The organism is Bacillus sp. EU63, assembly GCF_038592915.1.
Classification (GTDB): domain Bacteria; phylum Bacillota; class Bacilli; order Bacillales; family Bacillaceae; genus Bacillus; species Bacillus velezensis.
Genome location: NZ_CP151944.1, coordinates 2,845,457 through 2,867,214, shown reverse-complemented (window position 1 = coordinate 2,867,214; position 21,758 = coordinate 2,845,457). Strand labels below are relative to the sequence as shown.

General features: G+C 44.8%; 18 protein-coding genes and 1 pseudogene. 18 read left to right on the top strand and 1 reads right to left on the bottom strand.

Translation table 11 applies throughout. The features are described from left to right. The first annotated feature begins 92 nt into the window (after positions 1-92). From NYE38_RS14205 to NYE38_RS14180, 6 genes are all read left to right on the top strand, one after another. Positions 93-1,325 (top strand): malic enzyme-like NAD(P)-binding protein, encoded by a 1,233-nt coding sequence (locus tag NYE38_RS14205; protein WP_007613079.1) that lies wholly within the window; start codon positions 93-95, stop codon positions 1,323-1,325. Between the two features lie 328 nt (positions 1,326-1,653). After that, positions 1,654-2,526 carry an acetyl-CoA carboxylase, carboxyltransferase subunit beta gene (accD, locus tag NYE38_RS14200; protein WP_071181928.1) on the top strand — a complete coding sequence of 291 codons (873 nt, stop codon included), beginning with the start codon at positions 1,654-1,656 and terminating at the stop codon, positions 2,524-2,526. Next, a complete protein-coding gene (accA, locus tag NYE38_RS14195) occupies positions 2,511-3,488 on the top strand; it encodes an acetyl-CoA carboxylase carboxyl transferase subunit alpha (RefSeq protein ID WP_014418621.1) in 978 nt (325 codons plus the stop codon). Before accD ends, accA begins: the two co-directional genes overlap by 16 nt. A gap of 191 nt (positions 3,489-3,679) precedes the next feature. Continuing rightward, positions 3,680-4,639, top strand: a complete 960-nt coding sequence (gene pfkA / locus NYE38_RS14190) for a 6-phosphofructokinase (protein ID WP_007408068.1) — start codon at positions 3,680-3,682, stop codon at positions 4,637-4,639. Positions 4,640-4,678: 39 nt separating this feature from the next. After that, a complete protein-coding gene (pyk, locus tag NYE38_RS14185; RefSeq protein ID WP_340802189.1) occupies positions 4,679-6,436 on the top strand; it encodes a pyruvate kinase in 1,758 nt (585 codons plus the stop codon). A gap of 110 nt (positions 6,437-6,546) precedes the next feature. Continuing rightward, on the top strand, positions 6,547-6,930 hold the full coding sequence (locus NYE38_RS14180) for an FxsA family protein (protein WP_017418348.1): 384 nt from the start codon (positions 6,547-6,549) through the stop codon (positions 6,928-6,930). A gap of 32 nt (positions 6,931-6,962) precedes the next feature. Here NYE38_RS14180 and ytvI read toward each other — a convergent pair whose 3' ends face one another. Beyond that, positions 6,963-8,078: a sporulation integral membrane protein YtvI gene (gene ytvI / locus NYE38_RS14175; RefSeq protein ID WP_017418347.1), complete on the bottom strand. Its 1,116-nt coding sequence runs from the start codon at positions 8,076-8,078 to the stop codon at positions 6,963-6,965. 97 nt (positions 8,079-8,175) lie between these two features. Between ytvI and NYE38_RS14170 the strand changes: the two genes are divergently transcribed. The 12 genes and pseudogenes from NYE38_RS14170 (at position 8,176) to polA (ending at position 21,755) form a co-directional block, all read left to right on the top strand. Further along, positions 8,176-8,640 carry a DUF441 domain-containing protein gene (locus tag NYE38_RS14170; RefSeq protein WP_025649717.1) on the top strand — a complete coding sequence of 155 codons (465 nt, stop codon included), beginning with the start codon at positions 8,176-8,178 and terminating at the stop codon, positions 8,638-8,640. A gap of 418 nt (positions 8,641-9,058) precedes the next feature. Next, on the top strand, positions 9,059-9,469 hold the full coding sequence (locus NYE38_RS14165; RefSeq protein ID WP_017418345.1) for a YjdF family protein: 411 nt from the start codon (positions 9,059-9,061) through the stop codon (positions 9,467-9,469). Positions 9,470-9,659: 190 nt separating this feature from the next. Beyond that, a pseudogene (locus NYE38_RS14160) lies at positions 9,660-9,788 on the top strand (peptidoglycan-binding domain-containing protein); the annotation flags it as partial. 156 nt (positions 9,789-9,944) lie between these two features. After that, positions 9,945-10,382 carry a hypothetical protein gene (locus NYE38_RS14155; protein WP_014418618.1) on the top strand — a complete coding sequence of 146 codons (438 nt, stop codon included), beginning with the start codon at positions 9,945-9,947 and terminating at the stop codon, positions 10,380-10,382. A gap of 292 nt (positions 10,383-10,674) precedes the next feature. Then, positions 10,675-11,808, top strand: a complete 1,134-nt coding sequence (locus NYE38_RS14150; protein ID WP_014418617.1) for a Rap family tetratricopeptide repeat protein — start codon at positions 10,675-10,677, stop codon at positions 11,806-11,808. Next, on the top strand, positions 11,798-11,950 hold the full coding sequence (locus NYE38_RS14145) for a hypothetical protein (RefSeq protein WP_017418344.1): 153 nt from the start codon (positions 11,798-11,800) through the stop codon (positions 11,948-11,950). The genes NYE38_RS14150 and NYE38_RS14145 overlap by 11 nt, the downstream gene beginning before the upstream one ends. A gap of 717 nt (positions 11,951-12,667) precedes the next feature. After that, positions 12,668-13,786 (top strand): citrate synthase, encoded by a 1,119-nt coding sequence (gene citZ, locus NYE38_RS14140; RefSeq protein ID WP_003152453.1) that lies wholly within the window; start codon positions 12,668-12,670, stop codon positions 13,784-13,786. Positions 13,787-13,946: 160 nt separating this feature from the next. Next, positions 13,947-15,218 carry an NADP-dependent isocitrate dehydrogenase gene (gene icd, locus NYE38_RS14135; RefSeq protein ID WP_014418616.1) on the top strand — a complete coding sequence of 424 codons (1,272 nt, stop codon included), beginning with the start codon at positions 13,947-13,949 and terminating at the stop codon, positions 15,216-15,218. A 45-nt stretch (positions 15,219-15,263) separates the two neighbouring features. Then, positions 15,264-16,202: a malate dehydrogenase gene (gene mdh / locus NYE38_RS14130; RefSeq protein ID WP_003152455.1), complete on the top strand. Its 939-nt coding sequence runs from the start codon at positions 15,264-15,266 to the stop codon at positions 16,200-16,202. 215 nt (positions 16,203-16,417) lie between these two features. Beyond that, positions 16,418-17,137 (top strand): response regulator transcription factor, encoded by a 720-nt coding sequence (locus tag NYE38_RS14125; RefSeq protein WP_014418615.1) that lies wholly within the window; start codon positions 16,418-16,420, stop codon positions 17,135-17,137. Continuing rightward, on the top strand, positions 17,130-18,869 hold the full coding sequence (locus NYE38_RS14120; protein ID WP_014418614.1) for an ATP-binding protein: 1,740 nt from the start codon (positions 17,130-17,132) through the stop codon (positions 18,867-18,869). The genes NYE38_RS14125 and NYE38_RS14120 overlap by 8 nt, the downstream gene beginning before the upstream one ends. 246 nt (positions 18,870-19,115) lie before the next feature. Next, positions 19,116-21,755: a DNA polymerase I gene (gene polA / locus NYE38_RS14115; protein WP_106067933.1), complete on the top strand. Its 2,640-nt coding sequence runs from the start codon at positions 19,116-19,118 to the stop codon at positions 21,753-21,755. Positions 21,756-21,758: the final 3 nt, after the last annotated feature.

The following is a 21,758-nucleotide window of genomic DNA, read 5'->3' as shown; positions in this document are numbered from 1 at the left end:
TTATTTAAAGATTCTGAAATTTTTCACCTCCAGCGATTGTACCAGTCTATGCGGCAGAATATGTAACAAAGTACTTAAAAGGAGTGTTTAGAATGTCATTAAGAGAAGAAGCGTTACATTTACACAAAGTAAATCAAGGAAAGCTGGAATCAAAAGCAAAGGTAGAAGTCAGAAACGCGGACGACTTAAGCCTTGCCTACTCTCCCGGAGTAGCTGAGCCTTGTAAAGAGATTTATGACGATAAAAATAAAGTATATGATTATACAATGAAGGGGAACATGGTAGCAGTCGTAACAGACGGATCAGCCGTTCTCGGTCTCGGTAATATCGGGCCTGAAGCTTCTCTTCCGGTCATGGAAGGGAAAGCGGTGCTGTTCAAAAGTTTCGCGGGCGTGGATGCATTCCCGATCGCGCTTGACACAAACGATGTGGACAAAATCATTGACACTGTGAAGCTGCTTGCACCGACATTCGGCGGTGTCAACCTTGAAGATATTGCGGCGCCGAACTGCTTCATTATCGAAGAGCGCCTGAAAAAAGAAACAAACATTCCGGTTTTCCACGATGATCAGCACGGCACTGCCATCGTAACCGTTGCCGGACTTGTAAACGCGCTGAAATTATCAGGAAAATCCATGTCATCCATTAAAGTTGTGGCAAACGGAGCGGGAGCCGCAGGCATCGCGATCATCAAGCTTCTTTACCATTTCGGCGTACGCGACATCGTAATGTGCGACTCTAAAGGGGCGATTTACGAAGGGCGTCCGGCCGGCATGAACGCAGTGAAAAACGAAGTGGCGAAGTTTACAAACCAAGACCGCAACGACGGTTCGCTGCAGGATGTCATTAAAGATGCAGACGTCTTTATCGGCGTATCAGTCGAAGGCGCGCTGACGAAAGAAATGGTGGAAAGCATGGCGAAAGATCCGATTATCTTCGCAATGGCCAACCCGAATCCGGAAATCATGCCTGAAGACGCGCGCGCAGCCGGCGCAAGCGTAATCGGAACAGGCCGTTCTGATTTCCCGAACCAGGTCAACAACGTTCTGGCATTCCCTGGAATTTTCCGCGGGGCGCTTGACGTTCGCGCGACTCACATCAACGAAGAAATGAAAATTGCTGCGGTTGAAGCGATTGCTTCCCTCGTTTCAGAGGAAGAATTAAGCGCTGATTATGTCATCCCGGCTCCATTTGACAAACGTGTGGCTCCTGCCGTTGCGAAAGCTGTTGCGAAAGCAGCGATGGAAACGGGCGTCGCCAGAATTACGGTCGATCCTGAGGAAGTGGCTGAAAAAACAAGACAGCTCACAGTCATCGGCGAATAATAACACAAAAATGAAATGGCAGCGCGTTGGAAAAAAACAACGCGCTGCTGTTCAATATACGGACTGCCGGCATTTTTTTAAGGGCAGGTCTTAAAAAAATTTCAGCAGAATCCTTATTTCTTTTGAAAACGCTGACAGATAAGGCTGAACAACGCTTTTCACGGTATGAAATCCGTCCGTTTCCGTCTGTTTTGCAGCAAAAAATGTCGAATGGAGGATGACACCGTTTGACAAAAAAAGTACAATAGTTTCGGTAAAGTTATTATTAAGTCTATCTAATCGGAAGACATGCAGTGAAGAGAACCCTTCACAAAAGGGAGGTAATCATTTGTTAAAGGATATATTCACAAAAAAGAAAAAATATGCTTCCGTGCCGTCTGAGCAGGCAAAACATGATGTTCCGGAAGGCATTATGACAAAGTGCCCCAAATGTAAAAAAATCATGCTCACAAAAGAGTTAGATAAAAACCTGCGCGTCTGCATGAACTGCGGGCACCATTTCCCGATGAATGCAAAGCAGCGCATTGAAAGCCTCCTGGATGAAGATTCATTCGAAGAATTCAACCAGGGAATGATATCTGAAAACCCGCTCGGTTTCCCGGGATACTTAGAAAAAATCGAAAAAGACCGTGAGAAAACATCGCTGAATGAAGCGGTGGTTACCGGAAAAGGAACCATCAGCGGATTCCCGGCCGTGATCGCGATCATGGATTCAACATTCCGAATGGGCAGCATGGGTTCGGTTGTCGGCGAAAAAATCACGCTTGCAATTGAAAAAGCAAAAGAGGAAAAAGTCCCGTTTATCATCTTTACCGCTTCCGGCGGCGCACGTATGCAGGAGGGGGTCTTAAGCCTTATGCAAATGGCCAAGACAAGCTCTGCATTAAAACTGTTCAGTGAGGAGCAGGGACTGATTATTTCTGTCATGACCCATCCGACGACAGGCGGTGTATCAGCCAGTTTCGCGTCTCTCGGTGATTATAATTTCGCTGAACCGGGCGCCTTGATCGGATTTGCCGGAAGACGTATTATTGAACAGACGATCGGGGAAAAACTGCCGGAAGATTTCCAGACGGCGGAATTTTTATTAAAGCACGGCCAGCTTGATGCGGTGATTCACCGAAACGACATGAAAGACAAACTCGCATTTCTGCTGGACATGCACCAAACAGGAGGTGAGCATGAGTGGCTGCAAGATTAGAATTTGAAAAACCAGTGATTGAACTGCAGACGAAAATCGCCGAACTGAAAAAATTCACCCAGGATTCGGAGATGGATTTAAGCGCTGAAATCGCAAGGCTTGAAGACCGGCTAAGCAAGCTCCAGGATGAGATTTATAAAAACCTGAAGCCGTGGGACAGAGTGCAGATCGCACGCCTTCCCGACCGGCCGACGACGCTTGATTACATTCAATACCTGTTTACCGACTTTTTTGAGTGCCACGGAGACAGAACATACGGAGACGATGCTGCGATTGTCGGCGGAGTCGCCAAATATCACGGCATGCCGGTCACCGTCATCGGTCATCAGCGCGGAAAAGACACGAAAGAAAACCTCGTCCGCAATTTCGGAATGCCTCACCCTGAGGGCTACCGCAAAGCGCTTCGTCTCATGAAGCAGGCGGATAAGTTCAACCGCCCGATTATCTGCTTCATCGACACGAAGGGAGCGTACCCGGGTAAAGCGGCGGAGGAACGGGGACAAAGTGAAGCCATCGCCAAGAACCTGTTCGAGATGGCCGGCCTGACAGTGCCTGTCGTTTGTATCGTCATCGGGGAAGGCGGCAGCGGAGGCGCGCTTGCGTTAGGTGTGGGCAACCGCATGCTGATGCTTGAGAACTCGACGTATTCCGTTATTTCTCCTGAAGGAGCCGCGTCCATTTTGTGGAAAGACTCCAGCCTTGCGAAAAAAGCGGCCGAAACCATGAAGATTACTGCGCCCGATTTATTAGAATTAGGAATTATTGATGATATGATTAAAGAAGTGAAGGGCGGAGCTCACCATGATATCAAGCAGCAGGCGGGCTACATTGACGGTATTCTTAAAGAAACGTTAAAATCTCTTCTTCAAATGAACGCCGAAGAATTGATCTCACAGCGCTATGAAAAATATAAAGCAATCGGGAAAGTTTCGGTTGAAGATCAATATATCGGGGTAAACTGAATAGACGTGAAGCCTATGGCTCACGTTTATTTTTTGTGATTTTTGTGATATTCCTTAAATTTTATTTAAAAACAATTTATTTAATTGTATAATAGGTAAGGTTTCATGGGAGCTCAGGCGTCCCTTTTCATTGTTTTAGGGCAATGATCATGATATGTTTAACATATATATGTTGCTGAGGTGAATAGGAAATGAAGCGTATAGGAGTTTTAACGAGCGGCGGGGATTCCCCGGGTATGAACGCTGCGGTGCGCGCGGTTGTGCGGAAAGCTATCTACCACGACGTCGAAGTGTACGGAATTTATAACGGTTATTCAGGATTAATCAGCGGAAAAATAGAGAAACTGGAGCTGGGTTCGGTCGGTGACATCATCCACCGCGGCGGAACAAAGCTGTACACGGCCAGATGTCCTGAATTCAAAACAGTTGAAGGCCGTGAAAAAGGAATCGAAAATTTAAAGAAACTCGGCATTGAAGGTCTTGTCGTCATCGGCGGAGACGGTTCATACATGGGTGCGAAAAAATTAACGGAACACGGGTTTCCGTGTGTAGGTGTACCGGGTACGATAGATAATGACATCCCGGGAACTGATTTTACGATCGGATTTGATACGGCGTTAAACACCGTAATTGATGCGATTGATAAAATCCGTGACACCGCTACGTCTCATGAGCGTACATACGTTATTGAAGTGATGGGGCGCCATGCGGGCGACATTGCTTTATGGGCAGGTCTTGCAGGCGGAGCGGAATCAATTTTAATTCCTGAAGCGGACTACGATATGCAGGAAATTATCGGCCGTTTGAAGAGAGGGCACGACCGCGGCAAAAAACACAGTATCATCATCGTTGCAGAAGGGGTAGGCAGCGGGGTTGAATTCGGAAAACGCATCGAAGAAGAAACGAACCTTGAAACACGGGTATCCGTTTTAGGGCACATCCAGCGCGGCGGATCTCCAAGCGCTTCTGACCGGGTTCTTGCAAGCCGCCTCGGCGCTTACGCGGTTGAGCTTCTGCTTAAAGGAAAAGGCGGACGCTGCGTAGGTATACAAAACAACAAGCTTGTAGACCATGATATTATAGAAATTTTAGAATCAAAACATACTGTTGAACCAAACATGTATCAGCTTTCAAAAGAACTGTCTATTTAAGGCGGAAGAAGCTGAAGATTTCAGAAGGAAGTGAACGAGTTGAAAAAAACAAAAATCGTTTGTACAATCGGTCCGGCCAGTGAAAGTGTAGAAATGCTGACAAAATTGATGGAAGCGGGTATGAACGTTGCTCGTCTGAATTTTTCACACGGTGATTTCGAAGAGCACGGCGCAAGAATCAAAAACATCAGAGAAGCAAGCAAAAAGCTCGGCAAAAACGTGGGGATTCTCCTCGATACGAAAGGTCCGGAAATCCGCACGCACGATATGGAAAACGGCGCGCTTGAGCTTCAGGCGGGAAATGAAATTATCGTTTCTACGAAACAGGTGCTGGGAACGCTTGAAAAATTCTCAGTTTCTTATGAAGGCCTGGCAGACGACGTGTCAGCAGGGTCTATCATCCTGTTGGATGACGGTTTAATCGGATTGGAAGTGCTGGAATCAAATCCGGAAAAACACGAAATCAAAACAAAAATCTTAAACAGCGGCACGCTGAAAAATAAAAAAGGCGTAAACGTTCCCGGCGTCAGCGTCAACCTTCCCGGAATTACTGAAAAAGACGCCAAAGACATCATATTCGGTATCGAGCAAGGCGTTGATTTCATCGCTGCGTCATTTGTACGCCGTTCTACGGATGTCCTGGAAATCCGCGAACTGCTTGAAGAGCATAACGCGTCTGACATTCAAATCATTCCTAAGATCGAGAACCAGGAAGGCGTGGACAACCTGGATGCGATCCTGGAAGTATCTGACGGCCTAATGGTAGCGCGCGGAGACCTCGGCGTAGAGATTCCGGCTGAAGAAGTGCCGCTCGTGCAAAAAGAAATGATCAAAAAATGCAACGCGTTCGGCAAACCGGTTATTACTGCGACACAAATGCTTGACAGCATGCAGCGCAACCCTCGTCCGACACGCGCTGAAGCAAGTGACGTTGCCAACGCCATTTTCGACGGCACAGACGCTATCATGCTTTCCGGTGAGACGGCTGCGGGACAATATCCTGTTGAGGCGGTTCAAACAATGTTTAACATCGCCACACGCACGGAAGAATCTCTGAACTACAAAGAAATTCTGTCTAAACGCAGAGATCAGGTCGGCATGACGATTACCGATGCGATCGGCCAATCAGTTGCGCACACGGCGATCAATCTGAGCGCGGCAGCTATCGTTACGCCTACAGAAAGCGGCCATACGGCGCGTATGATCGCGAAATACCGTCCGCAGGCTCCGATTGTAGCCGTTACGGTTAATGAGTCTGTATCACGCAAACTCGGCCTTGTATTCGGTGTATTCCCGTCAAGCGGCCAAAACGCGAATTCAACCGATGAAATGCTTGAAGACGCGGTTCAAAAATCACTTGACAGCGGCATCGTGAAACGCGGTGATCTGATTGTCATTACAGCAGGTTCTGTCGGTGAATCAGGCACGACGAATCTGATGAAAGTCCACACTGTCGGCAGCATTATCGCGAAAGGACAAGGCATCGGACGCAAATCTGCATTCGGTCCGGTCGTTGTTGCAAAAAATGCGAAAGAAGCTGAACAAAAAATGACAGACGGCGCAGTATTGGTTGCTTCAAGCACTGACCGCGACATGATCGCTTCACTTGAAAAAGCATCAGCGCTCATCACTGAAGAAGGCGGTCTGACAAGCCATGCAGCCGTTGTCGGTTTAAGCTTGGGCATTCCGGTTATTGTCGGCCTTGAGAACGCAACTTCAGTTTTAACAGAAGGACAGGTTATCACAGTTGACGCTGCCCGCGGCGCTGTGTATGAAGGCCGCGCAAGCGTTCTTTAAACAGCTTTAAAAAAGAGAGGGGGGTTCTCCCTTCTCTTTTGTCTTTAGGTTGATTTTCCTATTCCCATGCGGGCGGTGACGCGCTTTTAGAAGGGCGGGAGGGCAGAAAAATGAGAGTGTTATTCTTACTGTTTATCGTATGTCCGGCAATTGAAATCGGTTTGTTTCTGCTGGCGGGAAAATGGCTCGGTATTTTTCCGACCTTCCTTCTCATCATTTTGACAGGCGTGTTAGGCGCTTTGGTGGCAAAAAGACAGGGAACCGATGTGTATCATCGGGTGATGCGCGACCTGCAGCACGGCAAAATGCCGGGGGAAGCGCTTCTTGACGGAATATGCGTCTTTTTCGGAGGCCTGCTTTTGATGCTTCCGGGTTTTCTGTCCGATATTGCAGGGGCCTGTCTTCTGATTCCGTTCACTCGGAACCGCATGAAGCCGTTTTTGTTCAAATGGCTGAGAGGGATGTCAAAAAACAAGCAGATCATTATCAAATAAAAAACGGCAGCCTTCTTACAGGGCTGCTGTTTTTATTTGGATTGAACAGTAATATAGGCCCATATTTCTTTTAGAGCGCCAGTTGTGATAAAGGCCTGAATGAAAACGAGCAGCGCGGGCCCGGCAGCCAGTCCTAAAATTCCGAACAATTTAAAGCCGGCAAACAGGGCGATTAAGGTCGCAAGCGGATCAAGTCCGATTGACTTGCTTAAAATTTTCGGCTCCGTCAGCTGGCGCTGAATGAGAACCACAATATATAAAACACCGAGACCAATCGCTTGGGGAAGCTGACCGGCAATGGCCAAATACATAATCCAGGGAACAAAGACCGACCCGGCGCCGAGATACGGGAGCAGGTCAACCAGGCCGATAAAAAAGGCGATGGTTGCCGCATGCTCAATCCCTAAAAGAAAAAGTCCGATAAAGACAATGATCATCGTGAAAAGGATGAGCACGGCCTGCGCCTTAATGAAACCTGCCATCGCTTTTTTCAGCTCTCCCGATACGGCCTTGGCGTTTGCCGAAACCCGTTCCGGAAAAATGGAATAAAGCAGCGCCTTCAGCTTATGCCAGTCCTTTGTCATAAAAAAAGTCGCCAGCATTGCGAAAATGAAGACGGCAGCTGTATTGGGAAGGAAGGCAATCCATTTCGGCACCAGCTCCAAAAGATGTGAAAGCATCAGCCCCGCATTTTTAGCGGCTGTATCACCGAGGGTCTGAATATGCGTCACGATGGATGCCTGCTGATTGGTTTCCAGTCCGTTAAATAGGACGGTCAGCTCGTGGTACAATGGCTGAATGCGGGAAGTGAACAGCTCTTCGCAATACGTCATAAAGGCGCTGATATGGGGAGGGAGCGTTTTGGCCAGATAGGCGGTTCCCGAAATGATTTCCGCAACGAGAAATGTCGCCGCGCCAAGAAGAATAAGCAAAAAGAAGACCAGGACAATGACTGTATTGACTGACCGGGGCATCCCCGTCAGTTTGTCCAGCCAGTCAACTACGGGAATGATCGCTGATGACAGAATAAGGGCGATCAGAAACGGATAAGTTAACGGAAATGAGGCGTAACCGGCCGCTAAAGCGCCGCCGGCCGCAGCGAGTACAAACAGCGCGCGGAAAAAAACAGTTGCATAGTGCGGATTCACATCGATCCTCCTCTCGGTCGGCACGTCCTATTACATTAGTTTATTCGTCAAAAAAAAGGATATGAATACAGATATGATGAAAGAAGGTGCTTTCAGGATGTTTACACAGGCGAATTTATTTTTACTATTATTGCTGGCCATCGCATTGGTAGCCAAAAATCAGTCATTGCTTTTTGCCGTCGGCTTTCTCATTGTGATAAAAGCTGTCGGTCTTGATCAGAAACTATTTCCGGTTATTCAGTCAAAAGGCATCAACTGGGGGGTCACCGTCATTACAATCGCCGTTTTAGTGCCGATTGCCACAGGTGATATCGGTTTTAAACAGCTCGCAGAAGCGATGAAATCATATTATGCGTGGATCGCTCTCGGTGCCGGGATCGCGGTTGCCTTAATCGCCAAAAACGGTCTCACCTTATTGGAAAACGACCCTCATATTACAACGGCGCTGGTCATCGGCACGATACTTGCCGTCGCGCTTTTCGGAGGCGTCGCCGTCGGCCCGTTAATCGGCGCCGGAATCGCCTACTTGGCCATGCAAATCGTTAAAATATTCACTTCGTAAAGTAAAAAAGCGGCGTAAAGCTGCTTTTTTTTGTGGAGAAAATTAGAGTTTGCACCTTATTTTGTAGTTCAGACAAATGCCATTTGCATTATTCCGATGAATGGAGTGGCTTACCATGTAACAAAGAACTTCGGGATTGACGGCGCACATGGAGCGAAAACAGCGATTGCAGTAATTCCAATTGATGAATGGATTAAAAGCTGATGGAATTTATGCGCTGATACCAAAGCAAAGCTTGAAGTGTTGTTCAAAATAAGCGGAGACCCTTTCCTTCAATTTGAAAGTTTGTTAAATTTATAATGAGAATGAAAAAACACAATTCGGTTGGTAGTCCGGATGCATGATTTAAAATGTCAGTAACCTTCCCCTCCTCGGGATGTCCATCATTCTTCAGTAAATTTAGGAGGAGGGAATCGTTATGAAATTAACGGTTTACTACGATGGTCAGTTTTGGGTAGGAGTCATTGAAGTTGTGAATGATGGGAAATTAAGAGCAATTCGTCATTTGTTTGGACAAGAGCCAAAGGATTCAGAAATAATGCATTTTGTTAATAATCAACTTTTACCGACTCTCTCCCACACTGAACAAGAAGGGGTTTGTGTTAAAGCAAAATCTAAGAAATTAAACCCAAAAAGATTGCAACGACAAGCTTCTAAAGAGATGAAAAATATCGGGATATCAACTAAGGCACAAAAAGCGATAAAACAGGAGCTTGAAGCAAGAAAAGAAAAGAAAAAACAACTGAATAGAAAACAAAGAGAAAAAATAAAGGAACAAAAATATTTAATCAGAAAACAAAAAGCAAAAGAAAAGCATAGGGGCAAATAGTCGGAGAACCCGATGAAGCCCTTCGATTGAAAAGTTGAGCGGCATCAGTTAGTTTCTTCGGACTGATTTAGAGAAAAAGAAGTATAAGTCAGAGCCCTTCTCGAGATGAGGAGGGTTTTTCTGCAATTTATTTAAATTCACTTACATCAGTAAATGAGTCAGTTTCAATTGTGAACGGCTTGATGAAGATATTTACGGACCGAAATCAGCAAATGCAGTCAAACGATTCCAGTCCATGTACGGCGTGACTGCTGGCGGCATTCATGGGCCAAAGACAAAGATGAAAATCAGCGTTAAAGAAATAGGGAAAATTAGATAAAGAACGAAAAAAATTTCTAAATATAGTTGGATTGATATATTATTGAACCCTGCATATGTGATAACAATAGCAGCTTTAAATAGGTGTAACAGGAGGTAGATTACTAAAGAATCTAAGGTTAGTATTTGGGTTTTAATATTTGATTAGGGGGAAAGAATGCTATCACTTAATAGAGCTTTAAAATTACGTGATTTAGAAGTTTTTCGTGTGCTGAAAGATGGTAACATTTTATCTTACGTAATAATTGAAGATACTCGAAAGCCATTTACAGAAGAAGACAAAAAATTAGAACCATTATGTTATATGGACGAAGAAGATATTAATGCGATTTTAAATGTTTTTAAGATTTCAATTGTTAATGATGAAAAATTAAATGAAGATAATTCAATTTTTATAAGATCTTACTTTTCTGAATTTGTTAATCATACAAATTTAACGAATTTTATTATTAAAGAATATGTTCAAAAGGATTTATATAATTACGATGATGAAGATGACATCATTTTCTTTAATAGAATTTTACGTAGTATAGGATCAGATTATGTTATCAAAGAATTTGACGATATAAATTGGATTTATTTATCTCAAGATTGATTTCTTATTTAGATTTTAAAGGAGTACAGAAGATAATTTCTGTACTCCTTTTTAAGGCAAAAAATAGACTTCTAGTTTCTCTTTATAGCATAAATACAATTGACGAAAATCGTAAGTTCAGCACCCGCAAGGGGTGTATACAAGTGCTTTATTATCATGGATGTTCTATTTCCAAAATCGCTATCATTTTTTGTTATTTTCGGTTAATTAGGAAAATTGCGGTATTTTTTCGTTTACAGAAAATAAGAAATTAGTGGAAAATAAATCAAAAGAGGAGGAGGGGAATGAATGCATGGACCAGGTATTACCGTCTTCACATGTAGGCGTTAAAATTAACGAGTGGTACAAGATGATTCGTCAATTTAGTGTGCCAGACGCGGAAATTTTAAAAGCCGAAGTGGAACACGAAATAAAAGAAATGGAAGAAGACGAATATTTACTTATTTATTACTCTCTCATGACTTTTCGTCATCAACTTATGCTAGATTATTTAAACCCAGAAATAAAGTATAGGACTGATAGGCCAACCACCACAGAACTACTTGAGAAGATTGAGAAACCACAAAAAACACTTACCGGCCTCTTAAAATATTACTCACATTTTTTTCGCGGAATGTACGAATTTGATCAGAAGCAGTATGTAGAAGCAATTAATTTTTATCGTAAAGCAGAGATGGAAATTCATCATGTCTCTGATGAAATAGAACAAGCTGAGTTTCATTTTAAGTTGGCAGAGGCTTATTATAATATGAAACAAACGCACGTATCCATGCATCATATTCTAAAAGCGTTAGAAATTTATGATCGAAACCCGCTTTATACCGTCCGAAAAATTCAAAGTTTATTTGTAATTGTGGGTAATTATCTTGATTTTAAACATTACGAAAAAGGATTACAGCATCTTGAGGAAGCCTTGAAGCTTTCGCAAGAATTTGGTCATAAAAGGTTGATTTCCTCTGCTCTTTATAATTTGGGTGAAAGTTATCACTACATGGGACAAGAAGAAAAGGCCGAAGCGTATTTGAGACAAGCAATTGTGATTGGTGAAGAAATGAAATTGAGAACTCTGCCCCATTCATATTATTCACTTTCCATAGTATTATTTAAGCAAAAGAAAACAGCCGCGGCAGGCCAAGCTTTAAAAGAAGGTTTAAAAACAGCAGTAAAATATGACGACAATTTGTTTTGCTTATTAACAGAGTTTTTATATGTTTTATTTGCTGAACCGATTAACAAAGACAGCCTTGTAGAAATTTTAAGTAAGCTTGAAAATATTCATATGTATTCGTATGTCGAAGAGTTGACACTTTTAACAGCAAACTTTTTCAAAGGAATGAAGGACTTTGAAATGGCTACAATTTTTTATGATAAGATGGTGGAGTCTCAACTTCAAATACAGCGGGGGGATTGTTTGTATGAATATTAAAAAAGCAATTTGTTTCTCTGTCTCTGCTTTCGCTATTACGTTCGGTGTAATTGCTTTTGTAGGAAACACGACTCATCTTCATCATAATGCAGCCAAAACTGATAATGAGGTAATACAACTAGCTGCGCGACTGCAAACATGATTTAAAAGATGTGGCCTTTTTAGGGCTGCATCTTTTTTTGTCATGCATTTTCGATTTTTCTCTTTTTAGGCGGGGCTGCGGCTGCTGCATTACAAGCATGGTAACAGGTTATGTTACAAGGGTGATATTCGTTTGAAGTCCGCATAAAAATACAAAAGGATCGTTATATACACAAAAGCGAAATACGAAGTAACAACAAAGATATATATAAGAAAATTTGAGCCAACTAAAACCAAGACATGGATTTCTGAAGCTGATCCGAACATTGATTCAGTCGAGTAAACAAATTAACCCCCTTCTCCGGTAAAGAAGGGGGTTAAACTTGCGGTGAAGTTGTCGCGCCTGTCCTTTTAAAGTCTCCTCCAAAACTCCCCCAAATGAAAACATGAGAATACATGGTTTTACAAAGCGCCTGAAAGCAAACGATTAAATTTATCAACGAAAAGCCTTGATATATAAGGCTTTTAAAACATTTTTAGTTAAAAGTCTACAAATTAATCAGATTATTGTTTATAATAAGAATAGGCTTAAACTTAAATAAGCTTATAAGAATTTGTTATGTTCCTCTATAAGCGTACTGGTTATGTAATCGCAACCATTGAAATGTAAGCATTTTCTTAAAGGGGAAAGGGATTGTTTGCATGACTCATTTTAAGTAAGCCGTATGTTTTATATACTCTTTAAAGGGGAATTTTGATTGAAAAGGAGAGGTTGAATATGACAGCAACACGCGGTCTTGAAGGGGTTGTAGCAACAACATCATCTGTAAGCTCTATTATCGACGATACCCTTACATATGTAGGGTACGATATTGACGACTTGACAGAGAATGCAAGTTTTGAAGAAATCATTTATTTGCTGTGGCATCTGCGCCTGCCGAATAAAACGGAACTTGCTGAACTGAAAAAACAGCTTGCGAAAGAAGCTGCCGTTCCACAAGAAATCATTGAGCACTTCAAATCCTATCCCCTCAATAACGTACATCCAATGGCTGCGCTCCGGACGGCGATTTCATTACTCGGTCTGACTGACAGTGAAGCCGATGTCATGAATCCGGAAGCGAACTACAGAAAAGCCATCCGTCTGCAGGCGAAAGTGCCGGGCATTGTCGCCGCTTTCTCAAGAATCCGCAAAGGACTTGATCCTGTTGAACCGAAGGAAGAGTATGGAATCGCGGAGAACTTCCTTTACACCTTAAACGGTGAAGAGCCTTCTCCGATCGAAGTGGAAGCGTTTAACAAAGCGCTCATTCTTCATGCGGATCACGAGCTGAATGCATCAACATTTACGGCGAGAGTATGTGTCGCCACCTTATCTGATATTTACTCAGGCATCACTGCCGCCATCGGCGCTTTAAAAGGACCGCTTCACGGCGGAGCCAATGAAGCCGTCATGAAAATGCTGACAGAAATCGGCGAAGTGGAAAACGCCGAGCCTTATATCCGCAGCAAAATGGAGAAAAAGGAAAAAGTAATGGGGTTCGGACACCGTGTGTATAAGCATGGAGACCCGCGCGCCAAACACTTAAAAGAAATGAGCAAACGCCTGACGAATCTGACGGGTGAAAGCAAATGGTACGAGATGTCAATCCGTGTCGAAGAAATCGTAACGTCGGAGAAAAAACTCCCGCCTAACGTTGATTTCTATTCCGCATCTGTATACCACAGTCTCGGCATTGATCACGATCTGTTCACGCCGATCTTTGCGGTCAGCAGAATGTCAGGATGGATCGCCCATATTCTTGAACAGTACGATAACAACCGCCTCATCCGCCCGCGCGCTGATTACACGGGTCCGGATAAGCAGACTTTTGTTCCGATTGATGAAAGAGCCTGATCAAACGGGAGGCTGGTGATTTTCATGTCGTTAGCCTCTTGTTAATCAAGCCCGGATTGGTTTACAATTTTGATAGAATCTTGAGAAAAGTCATTTTATTTTCTATACAAGAAAAATAAAATGTTTTCTAAATATGAATTACATACTGGGAGGTAATATTGTGTCACAAGGTGAAAAAATTACAGTCTCTAATGGAGTATTAAACGTACCAAATAATCCGATTATCCCGTTTATTGAAGGCGACGGCACAGGCCCTGATATTTGGAACGCCGCTTCTAAAGTATTGGAAGCCGCTGTTGAAAAAGCATATAAAGGCGAGAAAAAAATCACGTGGAAAGAAGTTTATGCCGGTGAAAAGGCTTATAATAAAACAGGTGAGTGGCTTCCTGCCAAAACGCTGGAAGACATCAGAGAGTACTTCATCGCCATCAAAGGTCCTCTGACGACACCGGTCGGCGGCGGTATCCGTTCTCTGAACGTGGCGCTGAGACAGGAGCTTGATTTGTTTACATGCCTGCGTCCTGTCAGATATTTCACGGGAGTGCCTTCTCCGGTCAAACGACCTGAAGATACGGATATGGTCATTTTCCGCGAGAATACGGAAGATATTTACGCCGGAATTGAGTATGCGAAAGGTTCTGAAGAGGTTGAAAAGCTGATCAGCTTCCTGCAAAATGAAATGGGTGTTAACAAAATCCGTTTCCCTGAAACGTCAGGAATCGGCATCAAACCTGTTTCTGAAGAAGGCACAAGCCGCTTAGTCAGAGCTGCCATTGAGTATGCGATCGAAAACGGCCGTAAGTCTGTCACGCTTGTTCACAAAGGAAACATCATGAAGTTCACTGAAGGGGCATTTAAAAACTGGGGCTACGAGCTTGCCGAAAGAGAATACGGAGATAAAGTATTCACTTGGGCTGAATATGACCGCATTGTCGAAAAAGACGGAAAAGAAGCGGCTGATAAAGCGCAGAGCGACGCGGAAGCGGCAGGGAAAATCATCGTCAAAGACAGCATCGCTGATATTTTCCTTCAGCAGATCTTAACCCGTCCGAGCGAATTCGACGTCGTGGCGACAATGAACTTAAACGGAGACTATATCTCTGATGCGCTTGCCGCTCAGGTAGGCGGAATCGGAATCGCGCCGGGAGCGAACATCAACTATGAAACAGGGCATGCGATTTTCGAAGCGACTCACGGAACGGCTCCTAAATATGCCGGTCTTGACAAAGTCAACCCGTCATCCGTCATTCTTTCAGGAGTGCTTCTTCTTGAACACCTGAACTGGAATGAAGCTGCTGACTTGATCATTAAATCTATGGAAAAAACGATTGCTTCAAAAGTAGTAACGTACGATTTTGCTAGATTAATGGACGGTGCAACTGAAGTGAAATGTTCAGAGTTTGGTGAAGAGCTAATCAAAAACATGGACTGAACCTAAAGCAGACTTCTAATGAAGCCAAAAAAGGAGAAGAGAATCATGGGAAAAACACGCAGTAAAGTTTCTGTTATCGGAGCAGGATTTACGGGAGCGACAACAGCCTTTCTTACAGCTCAAAAAGAGCTTGCAGACGTTGTGCTCGTTGATATTCCGCAATTAGAAAACCCGACAAAAGGAAAAGCGCTAGACATGCTCGAAGCAAGTCCGGTTCAAGGATTTGACGCGAAAATCACAGGCACGTCCAACTACGAGGACACAGCCGGTTCTGATATCGTCGTCATCACAGCCGGAATTGCGAGAAAACCAGGCATGAGCCGTGATGATCTCGTATCTACAAACGAAAAAATCATGAGAAGCGTCACACGTGAGATAGTGAAATATTCTCCTGACTGCATTATCGTTGTATTGACAAACCCTGTTGATGCGATGACATATGCGGTGTACAAAGAATCAGGCTTCCCGAAAGAACGCGTCATCGGACAATCCGGAGTGCTTGACACTGCGCGATTCAGAACATTCGTCGCTGAAGAATTAAACCTGTCTGTAAAAGATGTGACCGGTTTTGTTCTTGGCGGACACGGTGACGACATGGTTCCTCTCGTCCGTTATTCCTATGCGGGCGGCATTCCGCTTGAAACGCTTATCCCGAAAGACCGTCTTGATGCGATTGTAGAACGCACAAGAAAAGGCGGCGGGGAAATCGTCAACCTTCTCGGCAACGGAAGCGCCTACTACGCGCCTGCTGCATCACTGACTGAAATGGTAGAAGCTATTTTGAAAGATCAGCGCCGCGTGCTTCCGACTATCGCTTACTTAGAAGGCGAATACGGTCATGAAGGCATTTACTTAGGCGTACCGACGATTATCGGAGGAAACGGCCTAGAGCAAATCATCGAGCTTGAACTGACAGACTATGAAAAAGCGCAGCTGAGTAAATCAGTTGAATCTGTCAAAAACGTGATGAAAGTATTGTCATAAGAAAAAAGGGAAGGCTTCCGAATCAGAAGCCTTCCTCTTTTTACAATTAATGAAAGCGTTTTCTTTTTCCCTGAGCGATCCTTTCTCTGAAAATGATCAAAAAGGCGAATTGTCTGAACGGGCAGTATTGGATAAAATGAAATCATAAAGTGATATGCAGCACATAAAATAGAGAAAATTGGATGTCGGGGAAAATAGACAGCGGAGGGCGCAGCATGAACAAAAAAATTTTAGTTGTAGATGATGAACAATCTATCGTTACTCTTTTACAGTATAATCTGGAACGGTCCGGCTATGATGTCATCACCGCATCAGACGGCGAAGAGGCTCTGGAGCAGGCAGAGAATGAAAATCCGGATTTAATCGTACTGGATGTCATGCTGCCGAAAGTGGACGGAATCGACGTCTGTAAACAGCTCAGACAGCAGAAAATGATGGTTCCGATCTTGATGCTGACAGCAAAAGATGAGGAGTTTGATAAAGTGCTGGGACTGGAGCTCGGAGCGGATGATTACATGACAAAGCCGTTCAGTCCGCGGGAAGTCACTGCGCGGGTGAAAGCCATTTTAAGAAGGGCTGACATTTCTTCGCTGTCACAAGGCAGAGAAGAGGAAAAGGACGGGCAGATCCTCATCGGCGAGCTGAAAATTCTTCCGGAGCATTACGAAGCGTACTTTAAGTCAGAACAGCTGGAACTGACGCCTAAAGAATTTGAACTGCTTCTGTATTTGGGAAAACATAAGGGAAGAGTGCTGACGAGAGATCTTCTGCTGAGCGCGGTCTGGAACTATGATTTTGCCGGGGATACCCGGATTGTTGACGTTCATATCAGCCATCTGCGCGACAAAATCGAATCAAATACCAAAAAACCCATCTATATTAAAACAATCAGAGGTTTGGGGTATAAACTGGAGGAGCCAAAAATGAATGAATAAAGTCCGTGTGCGTCTGTTCGCTTTACTCGTTGTATGTATCATATTGGTTTTCAGTGTTCTCGGCCTTTTTTTACAGCAGCTTATTTCTTCATCCGCTGAAGAAAGAACGGCGGATCAGCTGAAAAAGGAATCGGTATACATAGCGGGCCTTCTTGACACCGGCCGAATTGGCAATAAAAGCAATGAAACGGTAATCCGTGATGCCGGCCGCACCCTCGGTATAAACGTCGCCGTGCTCAACGAGAAGGGTGACGCCGTATATCATTCCGGCAGTCATGCTGATGATTCAGCCGTAAAGGAGTTCATTTCTCACAATAAAAGTGAGGAAGCCGTACAGTCGAAAAGCAAAGTCATCCGCGGCACTGCCGTAAAAAATGACGCCGGGAAAATTGCGGGGTATGTACTCGTTTCCTCTGAGATCAACGGCGGTTCAAGCGTTGCCGGAGAAATGTGGGGCATGCTGGCAGCAAGTCTTTGTACCGCTTTTATCATTATCGTTTTCTTTTATACAAACATGACGTCCCGTTACAAAAAATCCATCGACGCCGCGACAAAGGTGGCGACGGAGCTGTCCAAAGGGAATTATGACGCCCGCTCCTACAGCGGTTACGCAAGGCGGTCGGACCGTCTCGGGCGTGCGATGAACAGCCTGGCGGTCGATTTAATGGAAATGACGAGAACGCAGGATATGCAGCGCGATCGTCTGTTAACCGTCATTGAAAATATCGGATCCGGTTTGATTTTAATAGACGGGAGAGGTTTTATCAATCTCGTGAACCGATCATACACGAAGCAGTTTCATACAAAGCCTGAACGTCTGCTTCGGCGTCTTTACCATGATGCGTTTGAACATGAGGAGATCATTCGGCTTGTCGAAGACATTTTTATGACCGAGACGAAAAAATGCCAGCTGCTCAGACTTCCCATCAATATTGAGCGGCGCTACTTTGAAGTTGACGGCGTTCCGATCATGGGCCCTGACGATGAATGGAAGGGCATCGTCCTCGTCTTTCACGATATGACGGAAATTAAAAAATTGGAGCAGATGAGAAAGGACTTCGTCGCCAATGTCTCCCATGAACTGAAAACACCGATCACCTCCATTAAAGGCTTTACGGAAACACTGTTAGACGGAGCGATGAAAGACGAAAAGGCGCTTTCAGACTTTCTGTCTATCATTCTGAAAGAAAGTGAGCGGCTCCAATCTCTCGTGCAGGATTTATTGGATTTATCCAAGATGGAGCAGCAAAACTTTACGATGCGTGTAGAGTCCTTTGACGCCGCAAAAATTCTGCATGAAATTGAGGCGCTTTTGCGGCATAAGGCTGCGGAAAAAGGCATCAGCTTTCAGCTCGATCTCCCGGAAGAGCCGATTTTTGTGACGGGTGATGCGCACAGGCTGAAGCAGGTATTTTTGAATCTGGCGAACAATGCCCTGACCTACACGCCTGAAAAAGGGACGGTGGGGATTTCGGTACATGTGAAAGAAACCGTTGTCGATATCAAAGTGTCCGATACGGGGATCGGCATTCAGAAGGAAGAGATCCCGCGGATATTTGAGAGATTCTACCGCGTGGATAAAGACAGGAGCCGCAACTCGGGAGGAACCGGGCTCGGCCTCGCCATCGTAAAGCACTTAATAGAAGCCCATGAAGGTAAAATCGAGGTCACAAGCGAGCCGGGACAGGGGACTGTATTTACCGTGACGCTGAAGCGGCAGCCGGAAGCGTGATCAGCTTTACAAAGGATTAACAATTTCTTCATGGCCTGTTAAACCTATCTTGTTAGGATATAACAGAACCCCTTCATCCAAGGAGCCAATTTTGACGGCGGGAACGTGTTTTCTTGTTCCCGTCCTTTTTTGCGTTTTCACGGGGTTCGCTCATTTTCCTTTCAAATTGAACTTTGTTAAAATAAGAGAAGCTGTGAGATTTAAAAATAGAGGAATGACGAGCTTTTGCTCTTAGGAGGATATTGAATGACGGAACGAAAAAAATTAGTGCTTGTCGACGGAAACAGTCTGGCATACCGGGCGTTTTTTGCATTGCCGCTTTTAAGCAATGAAAAAGGCATCCATACAAATGCCGTATACGGGTTTGCGATGATTTTAATGAAGATGCTGGAAGATGAAAAGCCGACCCACATGCTGGTGGCTTTTGATGCGGGAAAAACCACTTTCCGCCACAGCACGTTTAAAGAATATAAAGGCGGAAGACAAAAAACGCCGCCGGAGCTTTCAGAACAGATGCCGTTCATCCGTGAGCTCCTTGATGCCTACAAAATCAGCCGCTACGAGCTTCCTGAATATGAAGCGGACGATATTATCGGCACCCTTGCCGTATCTGCTGAAAAAGAAGGCTTCGAAGTAAAGGTAGTTTCGGGGGACAAGGACTTAACCCAGCTTGCAACCGGGAAAACGACCGTTGCCATTACGAGAAAAGGCATTACCGACGTGGAAGATTACACGCCGGAGCACGTGCAGGAAAAGTACGGTCTGACCCCTTTGCAAATCATTGATATGAAGGGATTAATGGGGGATTCATCCGATAATATACCGGGCGTCCCCGGCGTCGGAGAAAAAACCGCGATTAAGCTTTTAAAGCAGTTCCATTCGGTTGAGAAACTGCTTGATTCCATTGATGAAGTCAGCGGAAAAAAATTAAAAGAAAAGCTTGAAGAATACAAGGAACAAGCCCTGATGAGCAAAGAGCTGGCGACGATTATGACAAATGCGCCGATTGAAGTCAAGCCCGAAGATTTAGATTACCAAGGGTTTGACCGTGAACAAGTTGTTGCCATTTTTAAAGACCTCGGTTTTAATACGCTTCTTGAGCGGCTTGGTGAAGAAAGCGGCGAAACGGCGGAAGAAAATTTTGAAGACATCAATGTTGAAACGGCAGAAGAAATCACCGAAGATATGCTCGTTTCGCCGTCTGCTTTGGTGGTCGAACAAATCGGTGATAACTATCACGAAGAACCGATCCTCGGCTTTTCCATCGTGAATGAAACAGGTCTTTATTATATTCCGAAAGAAATCGCCGTTCGGTCTGAAGCGTTTAAATCTTGGGCTGAAGATGAATCGATGAAAAAGTGGGTGTTCGACAGCAAACGTTCCGTCGTCGCTTTGCGCTGGCAGGGAATTGAGCTGAAGGGAACGGAATTTGACGCGCTTCTTGCTGCCTACATTATAAACCCGGGCAACTCGTACGACGATGTCGCGAGCGTAGCAAAAGAATACGGGCTGAATATCGTTTCAAAAGATGAAGCGGTATACGGAAAAGGCGCAAAGCGCGCCGTTCCGGCTGAAAAAGAGCTTGCCGATCATCTCGCGCGGAAAGCGTCTGCCGTTAACAGCCTCCGTGACAAACTGCTGCACGCGCTGGAAGAAAATAATCAGCTTGAATTATATGAAGATCTCGAACTCCCGCTTGCGCTTATTCTCGGAGAAATGGAATCAATGGGCGTCAAAGTGGATGTTGAAAGACTGAAGCGAATGGGCGAAGAGCTTAAGGCGAAGCTGAAGGAATATGAAGAAAAAATCCATGACATCGCCGGTGAGCCGTTTAACATCAATTCACCAAAACAGCTCGGCGTCATTCTGTTTGAAAAGCTCGGCCTGCCGCCAGTAAAGAAAACAAAAACAGGCTATTCCACTTCAGCCGATGTCCTGGAAAAGCTCGCAGACAAACATGATATCGTCGCTTACATTCTGCAATACAGACAAATCGGCAAGCTTCAATCGACTTATATAGAAGGGCTGCTGAAAGTCACGCGCAAGGATTCTCATAAAGTGCATACACGGTTCAATCAGGCATTGACTCAAACCGGACGCCTCAGCTCAACGGATCCGAACCTGCAAAATATTCCGATCCGGCTGGAGGAAGGGCGGAAAATCCGTCAGGCTTTCGTACCGTCCGAACCGGACTGGCTTATTTTCGCCGCCGATTATTCACAAATTGAATTAAGGGTGCTTGCGCATATTTCAAAAGATGAAAATCTGATCGAAGCGTTTACGAATGACATGGACATTCACACAAAAACCGCCATGGACGTGTTTCATGTCAGTGAAGATGAAGTGACACAAGCGATGCGCCGCCAGGCAAAGGCCGTCAATTTCGGCATTGTTTACGGCATCAGTGATTACGGGCTGTCGCAAAACCTCGGCATCACCCGGAAAGAAGCTGGCGCTTTTATTGACCGCTATTTGGAGAGCTTCCCGGGCGTCAAGGCGTATATGGAAGAATCGGTGCAGGAAGCGAAGCAAAAAGGATATGTCACGACACTTATGCAGCGCCGCCGCTATATTCCTGAGCTGACCAGCCGCAACTTCAACCTGCGGAGCTTTGCGGAACGGACGGCCATGAATACGCCGATTCAGGGAAGCGCCGCCGATATTATTAAAAAAGCCATGATTGACATGGCAGCTGAGCTGAAAGAAAAAAACCTGAAGGCGCGATTGCTGCTTCAGGTGCACGATGAATTGATTTTTGAAGCGCCTAAGGAAGAAATTGAAATATTAGAGAAGCTGGTTCCTGAAGTGATGGAGCATGCTTTGGCATTAGACGTGCCGCTGAAGGCTGATTATGCTTCAGGGCCGTCTTGGTACGATGCAAAATAAACA

Excerpts from the sequence above, each read along its gene's own strand:
- NYE38_RS14125 (WP_014418615.1), top strand. The coding sequence starts at position 16,418 with ATGAACAAAAAAATTTTAGTTGTAGATGATGAACAATCTATCGTTACT.
- NYE38_RS14165 (WP_017418345.1), top strand. The coding sequence starts at position 9,059 with ATGAAATTAACGGTTTACTACGATGGTCAGTTTTGGGTAGGAGTCATT.
- NYE38_RS14180 (WP_017418348.1), top strand. The coding sequence starts at position 6,547 with ATGAGAGTGTTATTCTTACTGTTTATCGTATGTCCGGCAATTGAAATC.
- NYE38_RS14155 (WP_014418618.1), top strand. The coding sequence starts at position 9,945 with ATGCTATCACTTAATAGAGCTTTAAAATTACGTGATTTAGAAGTTTTT.
- citZ (WP_003152453.1), top strand. The coding sequence starts at position 12,668 with ATGACAGCAACACGCGGTCTTGAAGGGGTTGTAGCAACAACATCATCT.
- NYE38_RS14170 (WP_025649717.1), top strand. The coding sequence starts at position 8,176 with ATGTTTACACAGGCGAATTTATTTTTACTATTATTGCTGGCCATCGCA.
- pfkA (WP_007408068.1), top strand. The coding sequence starts at position 3,680 with ATGAAGCGTATAGGAGTTTTAACGAGCGGCGGGGATTCCCCGGGTATG.
- NYE38_RS14205 (WP_007613079.1), top strand. The coding sequence starts at position 93 with ATGTCATTAAGAGAAGAAGCGTTACATTTACACAAAGTAAATCAAGGA.
- NYE38_RS14120 (WP_014418614.1), top strand. The coding sequence starts at position 17,130 with ATGAATAAAGTCCGTGTGCGTCTGTTCGCTTTACTCGTTGTATGTATC.
- mdh (WP_003152455.1), top strand. The coding sequence starts at position 15,264 with ATGGGAAAAACACGCAGTAAAGTTTCTGTTATCGGAGCAGGATTTACG.
- NYE38_RS14150 (WP_014418617.1), top strand. The coding sequence starts at position 10,675 with ATGGACCAGGTATTACCGTCTTCACATGTAGGCGTTAAAATTAACGAG.
- polA (WP_106067933.1), top strand. The coding sequence starts at position 19,116 with ATGACGGAACGAAAAAAATTAGTGCTTGTCGACGGAAACAGTCTGGCA.
- NYE38_RS14145 (WP_017418344.1), top strand. The coding sequence starts at position 11,798 with ATGAATATTAAAAAAGCAATTTGTTTCTCTGTCTCTGCTTTCGCTATT.